The sequence below is a fragment of the Micromonospora sp. ATCC 39149 genome (genome assembly GCF_000158815.1).
Taxonomy (GTDB): domain Bacteria; phylum Actinomycetota; class Actinomycetes; order Mycobacteriales; family Micromonosporaceae; genus Micromonospora.
Window position 1 is genome coordinate 2,650,765 of the sequence record NZ_GG657738.1, and the last position, 10,684, is coordinate 2,661,448.

The following is a 10,684-nucleotide window of genomic DNA, read 5'->3' on the forward strand; positions in this document are numbered from 1 at the left end:
ACCCGCCGCACTGCCCGACCAGCATCCGCGCGGCGGGAGGCATCTCCTTCCCTGATCGGCTGTTAGCCGCGCACCTGCACGCGGTCACCACCGCCGCTGAGGGAACCCGCCGCACCACCCTCTACGGCGCTGCCCGGGGTGTGGCCCGCATGGTCGCCGCCGACGCGATCAGCCGCGACGACGCCATAGCCGCCCTCACCTTTGCTGGCCGCCAGGCCGAGCAGACCGACCGCGACATCCGCGCCGCCATCCGAGGTGGCTTCCACGCCGAAGGACTCGCCGCATGTACTCACCCACCAGCACCGACCAGCCCGAAGACGGCGCGGCGATCCTCGACCAGGTCCACGCCTGCCTCACCAAGTACGTGATCCTCCCCAGCCCCGAAGCGGTCGACGCCGTCGCGCTGTGGATCGCCGCTACCCACGCCCAGGCCGCGTGGGCGCACGCGCCGCGCCTCGTGATCCGGGCACCGGAGAAGCGGTGCGGGAAGTCGCGTCTTCTCGACGTGGTGGAGGGCACCTGCCACGACCCGCTGATTACCGTCAACGCCTCGCCGGCAGCCGTCTACCGGGCGATCGGCACCGGCCAACCACCGACGCTGTTGGTGGATGAGGCAGACACGCTGTTCGGCGGGAAGAACGCCGACGCCAACGAAGACCTACGCGGGCTACTCAACGCCGGTCACCAGCGCAACCGGCCCGCGATCCGGTGGGACAACAACACCCAAAGCCTGGAGAAGATCCCCACCTTCGCCATGGCCGCCCTCGCCGGCATCGGCGCGATGCCCGACACCATCGAAGACCGCGCCGTCGTCATCCGCATGCGCCGCCGCGCCCCCGGCGAGCAGGTCGCCCCCTACCGCCACCGCCGCGACGGCCCCGCCCTCCGCGCCCTCGCCCAACAACTGGCCGGATGGCTCCGCGCCAACCTCACCACCCTCGAAGCCGCGGAACCACCCATGCCGGTAGAGGACCGGGCCGCCGACACCTGGGAACCCCTCGTGGCCGTCGCCGACCTCGCCGGGGGCACCTGGCCCGCCCGCGCCCGCCAGGCCGTCACCGTCCTGACCGCCGAAGCCGACGACGCCGGCAACGTCTCCCAACGCGTTCGGCTCCTCGCCGACATCCGTACCGCGTTCGCCACCCTCGGCGACCCGCCCGCCGCACCCACCGCCGACCTGCTCGCCGCCCTCAACGGCGACCCCGAGGCACCCTGGGCCGACAGCGGCCCCAACGGGCTGACAGGCAAGAAACTCGGCGACCTGCTTCGCGAGTTCGACATTCGCTCCGACACCATCCGCTTTCCCGTCGGGCAGGCCAAGGGCTACACCCGCGACGTCTTCACCGACGCCTGGCAGCGCTACTGCCCGCAACCCGAAACCCCCTCCACAGGGGTATCCGTACCATCCGTACCAACGTCGTTTCCGCAGGTCATCCCCGGTACGGATGACCCCGCTGGTACGGATCGATCCGTACCACGACGCACCCTCACCGCAGCCCCCGGTACGCATTAATCCGTACCGCGATCCAATCCGTACCGCCCCTGACCAGGCAAAACGAGCTTGGTACGGATGGTACGGATACCCCCGGCCAAGCCGACCCGCCAGAACGGCCCGCTGAGAAGCCCTCAGCCGCACCGGCCCACACCCGCACATCGGGCAACACCGGATCGCGGCCCCACGACGCTCAGCGGGCCGTTCTGCGCCCATCTACGCGGATACCTCCCGCTTTCCAACCCCGACGCCAGCCGTCGACCGAAAGGCGCTCTGCATGCGAATCAGGCTGCACGGCACACCCGCTGAAACAGCCGCCGCCCTCACCGCACTCGCCCGTGTCCTCACCGTCAACCGCGTCAGCCGGCCCTACCCCGACCGGCACCCCTCCACCCGGCACCGCATCTACCTCGACGCCACCCCGAGGAAGGACAGCCGCCCGTGACCGCCAGGCCGAAGCGCACCACCCCCACCGGCAACCTGCTCACCCTCGCTGAAGTCCTGGACGAACTCCGCGTCCCCCGGTCGACCTTCTTCAAGTGGAAGGCCACCGGCCGCGCGCCCCGAACCATCAAGTACCCCAACGGCAGCCTCTACGTCCGCCGCCGCGACCTGGACAACTGGCTCAACGATCACGAGGAGGCCGCTTGAGCAGCTACGACGTACGGGTCTACAGCATTCAGAAGCGCCAACTCACCAAGGGCTACTCCTACGGCGTGCGCTGGAAGGTGGCCGGTCGCCCGTTCCGCGACACGTTCGCCACCCGTGCCCTGGCCGAGAGCTTCCGATCGAAGCTGGTCGTAGCTCAGCGAGAGGGAGTCGCGTTCGACAAGGCCAGCGGCCTACCCGAGCCGATGGCGCGGGCGCTCAACACTCGGTCGTGGTATGAGCACGCCGTGGCCTACGTCGACATGAAATGGCCCCGGGCATCGGCGAAGCATCGCAAGGGGATCGCCGAGACATTGGCGACCGTCACGCCAGCCCTGCTCGCGACCGACCGGGGCGTACCCAGCGACAAGGCGCTACGGGCCGCGCTCTACGGGTGGGCGTTCAACAAGACCCGCCGCGATGCCGGAGAGCCACCCGCCAACCTGGCCCCCGCCGTGCGCTGGCTCAAAGCCAACACCGTCGACCTGGCCGTGCTCGCCGACGCCGCGTTGGTCCGCAAGGCTCTCGACACGCTTGCCCTGCGGATGGACGGCGCTCCCGCGTCGCCCAGCACCATCGCGCGGAAGCGGGCCGTTTTCTCGGGTGCCCTCAAATACGCCGTCGAACTGCGGCTACTCGACGCGCACCCGATGTCCCTGGTGAGCTGGACCGCGCCGAAGATGGCCGATGAGGTCGACCGGGGGGCGGTGGTCAACCCCGATCAGGCGCGGGCGCTGCTTGCCGAGGTGGGGCGCAGCGTGCCCGAACTGGAGGCGTTCTTCGGATGCATGTACTACGCCGCGCTGCGGCCCGAAGAAGTGCTCCATCTGCGCGAAGACGAGTACGAACGGCCCGCCCAGCGCGGGGGGTGGGGCGTGCTGCACCTGACCGGCTCCACGGTGGCCGTAGGTCGGGACTGGGGCGACGGAGACGACACCGCCGAGGACCGAGGACTCAAGCACCGGGCAAAGGCAGCGACCCGGGACGTACCCGTGCCGCCGCCGCTCGTGCGGCTGCTCGATCACCACATCAAGGAGTACCCGCCCGGATCGAACGGCAAGCTGTTCGTCACCCGGCGCGGCCCCGGCGGGCGGTACGTGCCCACCGCCGGCCAGCCGATCCCGAACAACACCTACGGGAAGGCGTGGCGCGAGGCGCGGGCAAAGGTGCTCACCCCGGCTCAGCAGCGCTCACCGCTGGCCCGGCGACCGTACGACCTGCGGCATGCCGCCGTGTCGCTCTGGCTCAACGCCGGGGTGCCGGCTACTCAGGTCGCCGAGTGGGCCGGGCACAGCGTGCACGTGCTCATGCGGGTCTACGCGAAGTGCGTCTACGGCCAGGAGGAAGCCGCTCGCCGCCGGATAGAGGGGGCGCTTGGCCTTCCTCCGTCGACCAGCGACACGCCGCCGGCCGACGACGAATCCACCACAACGGCGACCGAGGACGCTGCCTGACGGATCGCCTCGCCACCACCCGATGATCTCGGTGACACGTATGTGACACAGCCAGCGAGATCGAGCGGGTTGGAGCGGGATCGAGCGAGACTCACGAAAGAGGCCCCTGACCGGCGTTCTCGCTGGTCAGGGGCCTCTTTGCACACCTGGTGGCGGGTAGAGGATTCGAACCTCTGTAGCTTTCGCGACGGATTTACAGTCCGCTCCCATTGGCCGCTCGGGCAACCCGCCAGGGCGTCACCGCCGCGCCGTGCACGGCAGCGGAGCCAAGGATAGCGGTTGCTTCCGGTGCCGGCGCAACCGGGTACCGTCAGGGGGTCGTGCCGCTGGTCAGCGGGCGACGCGTACGTGCACTGACCGCCGGACAGCAGGAGCATCAGCATGGCAGCGAACCCGTCGTTCGACATCGTGAGCAAGGCCGACCGGCAGGAGGTCGACAACGCCCTCCGCCAAGCGGAGAAGGAGCTCACGTCGCGGTTCGACTTCCGGGGCACCGGCGCGGAGATCTCCTGGTCGGGTGAGGAGACGATCGTCCTCCAGGCGGAGACCAAGGAGCGGGTCCTGGCCGCCCTGGATGTCTTCAAGGAGAAGCTGGTCAAGCGGAACGTCTCGCTGAAGTCGCTGGACGCGGGGGAACCGCGCGCCTCGGGCAAGGTTTTCAAGATCGACGCCAAGGTGATCCAGGGCATCGAGTCGGACAAGGCGAAGGCGATCAGCAAGAAGATCCGCGACGAGGGCCCGAAGGGCGTTCAGGCGCAGATCCAGGGCGACCAGTTGCGGGTCACCGGCAAGAAGAAGGACGACCTCCAAGCCGTCATCGCGCTACTCAAGAGCGAGGACTTCGGCCTCGCCCTCCAGTTCACCAACTACAGGTAGAAGGCCCCCGACGGCCTGGTGGTCGAACCGGTTACGCGTTGCCACCTGGGCAGATGTCGTCACCAGTGGTCGTCGTTGGTCGCCAGCATCCGGCCTTCGACGGCCTGGTGACGGCCTGGCCGAGTCCCATGCTGCACCCTGCGCGTTGGGTCGGGCGGAGCGCGCTCTTCTTGCCAGCCGCCAAGAAAGATCGTCTCCATGTCTTTCAATCCGTACGCACGTTCGACAGAATCATCCCAACCGGCCGGGGAGTGTGGTGATGGCAGACAAGAGTTCCATCGAGTGGACCGAAGCCACGTGGAACCCGACAACCGGTTGCGATCGCATCTCACGCGGCTGCGATCACTGCTACGCGCTGACGTTGGCGAAGCGTCTAAAGGCCATGGGCTCCGCGAAATACCAGACGGACGGTGATCCGCGCACCTCCGGACCGGGCTTCGGAGTCGCGGTGCACCCCGCTGAGTTGACGCTGCCTCTGAGGTGGCGAGAGCCCCGGGTCGTGTTCGTCAACTCTATGAGCGACCTGTTCCACGCGAAGGTTTCCTTCGACTTCGTCGAGCAGGTCTTTGAGGTCATGGCGGCAACCCCGCAGCACACCTACCAGGTACTCACGAAGCGAGCGGCGAGGCTTGCGAAGCTTGCTCCCCGACTGACTTGGCCGGCCAATGTCTGGATGGGCGTCTCTGTCGAGGACGATGAACAGATGGAGCGCATCGATCATCTTCGTCAGGTGCCCGCTGCCGTTCGGTTTGTCTCGGCCGAGCCGCTACTCGGCCCGCTGGACGACCTGAACCTTGAGGATGTTGACTGGCTGATTGCCGGAGGTGAGTCTGGTCCCGGCTGCCGGCCGATCGATCCTGATTGGGTGCGGTCCTTGCGCGACCAATGCATCGCCGGCGGGACAGCTTTCTTCTTCAAGCAGTGGGGCGGTAGAACGCCGAAGGCCGGCGGTCGGGAGCTGGACGGCCGGACATGGGACGAGATGCCGGCAGCACGGGAACTTACCTCGATCGGGTAGAAGTCACCCTACGGAGAAGGGTTGCGGGCTTTTACGGGCGCCGCAACCGCTCCTTCCAGAAGTCGCCCTTACCGGTGTTGGCCACAGTCGTTCCGCTCAGCAGCTTCACGGCGGCTCGGACGTGAGGCGTGCTTGCCTGGCCTAGCGTCGTGCCGTAGACCTCAGGCACGTGATCAGCAGGGCAGAAGGTGCCCAGCTCATTTAGCAGCCGTTCGAGGTTCCCCGCGATGATCCTCGTCCACTCGATGCCGTGACTGCTGCTGTGGCTCTCGGGGGTTGGCAACTCATCGTCGCCGAATAGCGAGCCCTGTCCGTACCTCTCCCCCTTGCGGAGCAGGTCCGTCTGCCACGCCACCGACCACTCCACGCCCGCCTTGCCGAGCGAGTCCGCGAAGTGCCAGGCTCCCTCGTTGCTGGCCGTGAACAGCGCCAGCACGTACTTCGGCAGCAGATCGGGCCTGGGCCGTACCGGCATCTTGACCGCTCGATATCTCGTTCCGGTCGTCAGAAGCTTCTCGTACGTGTCGCACACCTCTAAGGCGATCTCGGTAGCCCGCTGTTCATCACCTTCGTCGCGGACGCCAGCGAAGCGTTCTTGCCACCAGTCGCCCCCAAGGAAGCGGTCTAGCCGGTCGGCTGTCTTCTGATCTGCCGGCGAAAGCTCCCCGCGCTTGGAACGAGCCGCATGTACGGCACGACCCATCCGAGCGACACTCAACACGCTGAAGTGCAACAGCACCTCCGTAGGTGGCCACGACGGCCGACCGAGTAGAGCGGCCTTGAGCACGTCGAAGTCCAACGCAGGACCAAACGGGTCGAGAAAGGCGAATAGCGACGCCCCCTGGGCCCGTCTTAGGACTTCAGGAAGGTGCTCGTCAACGGAGCCGGGCCGGAGGATCCGCTCAGCGTCGCCGCCTTTCTCGTCGAGTACACGCTCCAGGTTGGCGAAGTGGTCCGGGTTCTGCTCGACGAAGAACCCGAGCACGTTGCGGTAGCCCTTCACGAACTCAGCACACCGCGACAGCAGCAGCGGCGAACCCGGCTGTCCGTCGTCGTACTCTCCGCGACCAGCGTATCCATCGAGGAAGACAACCCGGTTACCCTCCACGCTCTTGCCAGTCTTCGATGCGAACACGACCGGGTATCGGCTCAAGATGCCGTGCTTGAAGACAGCAGCCGCCTTCTTGGAGGCAAAGAAGTCTGTACCGGCCACAAGCCCTCCCCTGGCTACAGCAAGTAGCGTCACGCTAGCGGAAGGTTGCGAAACGCGGAAGGCTGTGAACCTCCGCCAATATGGCTCGACCTCTTCGTCCCGAAGGAACGATCATGGAAGCCGGATCAGGCCTGACACGCCGCATTACCTGGTGAAATAGCCCGTCATCGTTCGTCAGCGTCCGTCGTCGTACACCCCGGTTGTCACCCGGTTGGTCACCCAACTAGGCCGAGTCGTCCTTCGCCTCACGTGACCGGTGTTCGGCTCGCGAGTGCGGTCGCGGATCCCCCGAGTTCCGAAGCGATCTGGCCCGCTAGCGCTTCCCGAGTCTCCCTCTCCGCCGCGCGATGAGTTAGATCAAGCTCTCTCCAAGGCTTGACGTGATCCAAGTCCGACCTAGGCCGTGACAGAGCAAACTCGATCTCTTCGACGGCTCTGATCGCCTTCAGCACAGCCTCTCGCCATGCGCCATACCGCTCCTTCACCGCCGACGATGCGTACGCGCTGATCAGCGCGTTTGATCGGGCTTGCTCTAACAGCTCCGGGAGAGGAGGGGTGGGGCGAGGTGGATCGGTGTCGAGCATCGGCCGTACCATGCTGACCCACTGTCCAACCCGTTCCGCCATGACGAGCAGCTCAATGTAGGCCTCGCTTCTCCGCTGCTGATCACGTTGCTCCTTCGCTAGGGCGGCGTCATGCTCGTTCTTCTGCCTAGCGAGCGCCTCGGCGTGCTGTCTTCCCTGCTTGCCAGTCTTGTACGTGGCGACGATGCCCGTGATACCTACAGTGATACCGACGGCGCCAGTCATCACTGGGCCTACCCACTCCCAAGCCATACCGGTGATTCTCCTGTCACTGGGCGAGCCTGTCGCCTGGCCCCACTCCACAGCAGCTGCGCCAACCACCATCCCGATGCTCCTATGGAGGGACTGCGTAGTTTTCCGTGTTTGGCCTGGGTGTGGTCTGTTGGACAGGACGGAGTTCCTGTCCGGGAAGGACCACGTCATGGCAGACAAGAAGAACGCTGCTCCGCTTCTGCAGCCGTCGGCGGTGGAGGTGGAGTTCGCGCAGCAGCTGGTGGAGCGGGCCAAGGCCGACGGGGTGTCGTTGGTGGGGCCGGGTGGGCTCCTGGCCGGGATCACCCGGACCGTGCTCGAATCGGCGCTCGATGCGGAACTGGATGCCCACCTCGACGAGGCTGGCGTCGACGAGACGACGGGTCGGCGGGTCAACGTCCGTAACGGGCACGGGGCGAAGACGGTGCAGACCGAGGTCGGGCCGGTGCGGATCCAGGTCCCGCGGGACCGGGCCGGGTCGTTCACCCCGCGGATCGTGCCGAAGCACGCCCGCCGGCTCGACGGGTTCAACGAGGCGATTCTGTCGCTGTACGCGAAAGGGTTGACGACCGGGGAGATCTCCGCGCATCTGGCGGATGTGTACGACGCCGAGGTGTCTCGGGAGTTGATCAGCTGGGTCACCGGCAGTGTCCTGGCCGACATGGAAGCGTGGCGGCAGCGGCCTCTGGACCGGGTGTATCCGGTGGTGTTCATCGACGCGCTGGTGATGAAGATCCGGCAGGGGCAGGTCGCGAACCGGCCGGTCTACGTGGTGGTCGGGATCAGCCTCGACGGGGAACGCGACGTGCTCGGCATGTGGGCCGGCACCGGTGGTGAGGGCGCGAAGCAGTGGGCCGGCTACCTCACCGAACTGCGTAACCGCGGGGTGGAGGACGTGTTCATGGTCTGCTCCGACGGGCTCAAGGGCATGACCGACGCGATCGAGCAGGTCTGGCCGCAGGCGGTGCACCAACAGTGCGTCGTCCACCTCGTCCGAGCCAGTCTGCGGTATACCAACCGTAAGGACCGGGGAGAAGATCACCCCGGCGTTGCGGGAGATCTACACCGCCCCGACCGTCGCCGCTGCGGAGGCTCGTTTCGAGGCGTTCGCCGCCGAGTTCGGCGACCAGTACCCGGCCGTCATCCGGCTGTGGCGCACCTCGTGGCCGCAGTTCGTGCCCTTCCTCGACTACGACCACGAGGTCCGCAAGGTCCTCTACACCACCAACATCATCGAAAGCCTGAACGCCCGGTTCCGGCAGGCCGCCCGCCGGCGCGGGCACTTCCCCACCGAGCAGGCCGCGATGAAGGTCCTCTACCTCGTCGTCCAGCAGAAACGCCGGGGCGGCGGGAGCATCACCGGCCGGGTCTACGGTTGGGCCAAGGCCCTCAACGCCCTGATCCTCGCCTACAGCGACCGGATCACCATCTAACCACCTCGATCACACCCAGCGGTCAAACACGGAAAACGCCACACTCCCGCTGTCGTCTCAGGACGTCCGTGACAGATCAGTCTCGGGACGTGGGTGACACGTCCGGCTAGGCGATCTTGTTGCCTTGCGTCGGTTGATCGGCCTTCCTCTGAGGGTCGACCAAGACCGCGGATGGCAACCTGTACGCGTGGATACATTCGCGGACCGGATCGACGGTGCCTGGAAGTGGTTTTCCGCCGCCATCGAAGAAGCGCAGGATGGGCGCTGGGTCCGCGATGCCGTGGAACGGCAGGTGATGGAGGACATCAGGGCCGCCACCAACGCGCTGCACGGTGGGCGGCTAGCCCCGTTCACCGAGGACCTGTGGCACGTCCGTATCGGGCGGATCGCCAACTGGGCCGGGGTGATCCGATTGGCGGCCCGCGCTGGCGGGTGGGAACTCCAACCCGTCGTCGGAAAGAGCCCGCCGCGTCCTGTGGGCATGGCCGAACTGCTGTCCGGCATCTATGCGGTCGGCGAGCAGGGCGAGCTATGGATGAAGCACCTCCTCCGAGGGGGCGGGCCGCCACCAGAGGATGCGATTGCCAAGGCCGAGGGCTTCCTGACCGGACCAGGGTCCGTCGAGGATCTCGAGCAGCTCTTCTACGACTGAACCCCGTCTCTCCTTCGTCAGCCTCGCGTCCGAACGAGGATTGACGCGAGCTGAAGCGGAGCGCCGCCATCCGGTACCTCAGTACGGGCTTACCGTCAGAGCATGAGCGACCGACGCGTCACGACGGGTGACTCCTGGATGCCCGAGGCATGCACCCTGCCCACATCGATGTGCTGGACGCCCTCGCCGAGCGGGCGTGGACTCTCCGGGCCCGGTCATGACCGGACGGGTGCTGCGCAGCGGCCAGCTCGCCGACGTGGCAGGGGTCAACCCGCAGACGCTGCGCTACTACGAACGCCGGGGGCTGCTCGCCTCTCCGCCTGCTGCCGGTGGGCCGGCAGCCGCCGCCACACCACCGGCTGCGCTGGCGGCCACTGCTCCTGCGGGCAGGGTGACCAGCAGGACCGTCAGGCGATGACGTTACGGTCTGACGCGTGACGGTCGCCCGTTCGATCCTGCTGTTCGCGGTCGCCGCTGTCGCCGAGATCGGCGGGGCCTGGCTGGTGTGGCAGGGCTGGCGCGAACACCGAGGACTGCTCTGGATCGCGGCCGGGGTGATGGCGCTCGGGCTCTACGGCTTCGTCGCCACCTTTCAACCCGACCCGAACTTCGGCCGCATCCTCGCCGCCTACGGCGGCATCTTCGTCGCCGGGTCCCTCGCCTGGGGCATGGTCGTCGACAAGTTCCGCCCCGACCGCTACGACATCTTCGGTGCGGGCATCTGCCTGGTCGGGGTCGCCGTCATCATGTACGCCCCACGTGGCGACTGACTTCAGGCGGTGCCACTCACCCACCGGCAACAGGTAACGGGGCTGTCGGTGGCACCGGGTCGTCGGCGGTCCGGGCACCGCACGCCGCCTTTTCGGTCAGGCGGCGAGGGTCTGTTCGACGCGTACCGCGGCGGCCTCGGCGCGGGTGATCGGGCCGCCGGGCAGCGCGGCGACGGCGGCCCCGGCGGCGACCGCCGCCCCGGCGAAGACGAACGCCCACGGCACGCCGCCGGCGTGGTCGACGATCAGGCCGGCCACCGCGCCAACACGGCGGCGCTGGCCGCGACCGACA

At 67.3% G+C, this 10,684-nt stretch carries 11 protein-coding genes, 1 tRNA gene and 3 pseudogenes; 11 read left to right on the forward strand and 4 right to left on the reverse strand.

The features are described from left to right. From MCAG_RS34660 to MCAG_RS11180, 5 genes and pseudogenes are all read left to right on the forward strand, one after another. Positions 1–284, forward strand: a pseudogene (locus tag MCAG_RS34660) (DNA primase); the annotation flags it as partial. Then, positions 284–1,513 carry a DUF3631 domain-containing protein gene (locus MCAG_RS11170; protein WP_007073072.1) on the forward strand — a complete coding sequence of 410 codons (1,230 nt, stop codon included), beginning with the start codon at positions 284–286 and terminating at the stop codon, positions 1,511–1,513. The pseudogene MCAG_RS34660 and the gene MCAG_RS11170, both read left to right, overlap by 1 nt. A 256-nt stretch (positions 1,514–1,769) precedes the next feature. Beyond that, positions 1,770–1,937 carry a hypothetical protein gene (locus MCAG_RS33615; RefSeq protein WP_007073074.1) on the forward strand — a complete coding sequence of 56 codons (168 nt, stop codon included), beginning with the start codon at positions 1,770–1,772 and terminating at the stop codon, positions 1,935–1,937. After that, entirely contained in the window at positions 1,934–2,143 is a 210-nt protein-coding gene (locus MCAG_RS11175; RefSeq protein ID WP_036373105.1) for an AlpA family transcriptional regulator, read from the forward strand. Before MCAG_RS33615 ends, MCAG_RS11175 begins: the two co-directional genes overlap by 4 nt. Continuing rightward, positions 2,140–3,594, forward strand: a complete 1,455-nt coding sequence (locus MCAG_RS11180; RefSeq protein WP_369751313.1) for a tyrosine-type recombinase/integrase — start codon at positions 2,140–2,142, stop codon at positions 3,592–3,594. The genes MCAG_RS11175 and MCAG_RS11180 overlap by 4 nt, the downstream gene beginning before the upstream one ends. A 147-nt stretch (positions 3,595–3,741) precedes the next feature. Here the strand turns inward: MCAG_RS11180 and MCAG_RS11185 are convergent. After that, positions 3,742–3,825, reverse strand: a tRNA-Tyr gene (locus MCAG_RS11185). 150 nt (positions 3,826–3,975) lie between these two features. Here MCAG_RS11185 and MCAG_RS11190 point away from each other — a divergent pair. Both MCAG_RS11190 and MCAG_RS11195 read left to right on the forward strand, forming a co-directional pair. Further along, positions 3,976–4,470, forward strand: coding sequence for a YajQ family cyclic di-GMP-binding protein (locus MCAG_RS11190; protein ID WP_007073076.1), 495 nt, complete (start codon positions 3,976–3,978; stop codon positions 4,468–4,470). A gap of 259 nt (positions 4,471–4,729) precedes the next feature. Then, positions 4,730–5,488, forward strand: a complete 759-nt coding sequence (locus MCAG_RS11195) for a DUF5131 family protein (protein ID WP_007073077.1) — start codon at positions 4,730–4,732, stop codon at positions 5,486–5,488. A gap of 31 nt (positions 5,489–5,519) precedes the next feature. On the opposite strand, the gene tcmP is transcribed toward MCAG_RS11195, so the two are convergent. Both tcmP and MCAG_RS11205 read right to left on the reverse strand, forming a co-directional pair. Continuing rightward, entirely contained in the window at positions 5,520–6,734 is a 1,215-nt protein-coding gene (gene tcmP / locus MCAG_RS11200) for a three-Cys-motif partner protein TcmP (RefSeq protein ID WP_007073078.1), read from the reverse strand. A gap of 212 nt (positions 6,735–6,946) precedes the next feature. Then, positions 6,947–7,609 (reverse strand): hypothetical protein, encoded by a 663-nt coding sequence (locus tag MCAG_RS11205; RefSeq protein ID WP_157547990.1) that lies wholly within the window; start codon positions 7,607–7,609, stop codon positions 6,947–6,949. A gap of 97 nt (positions 7,610–7,706) precedes the next feature. On the opposite strand from MCAG_RS11205, the pseudogene MCAG_RS36200 reads away from it, so the two are divergent. From MCAG_RS36200 to MCAG_RS11220, 4 genes and pseudogenes are all read left to right on the forward strand, one after another. Then, positions 7,707–8,970 (forward strand): annotated as a pseudogene (locus MCAG_RS36200) (IS256 family transposase). A 187-nt stretch (positions 8,971–9,157) separates the two neighbouring features. Continuing rightward, complete coding sequence (locus tag MCAG_RS11215; protein WP_007073081.1) at positions 9,158–9,622, forward strand: hypothetical protein; 465 nt, start codon at positions 9,158–9,160, stop codon at positions 9,620–9,622. A 196-nt stretch (positions 9,623–9,818) separates the two neighbouring features. After that, a complete protein-coding gene (locus MCAG_RS34665; protein WP_232290135.1) occupies positions 9,819–10,040 on the forward strand; it encodes a MerR family DNA-binding transcriptional regulator in 222 nt (73 codons plus the stop codon). Positions 10,041–10,056: 16 nt separating this feature from the next. Beyond that, the gene (locus MCAG_RS11220; RefSeq protein WP_007073082.1) at positions 10,057–10,392 is read left to right on the forward strand and encodes a YnfA family protein; all 336 of its coding nucleotides are present in this window, start codon (positions 10,057–10,059) and stop codon (positions 10,390–10,392) included. Positions 10,393–10,488: 96 nt separating this feature from the next. On the opposite strand, the pseudogene MCAG_RS32420 reads toward MCAG_RS11220, so the two are convergent. Then, positions 10,489–10,684 (reverse strand): annotated as a pseudogene (locus MCAG_RS32420) (hypothetical protein); the annotation flags it as partial.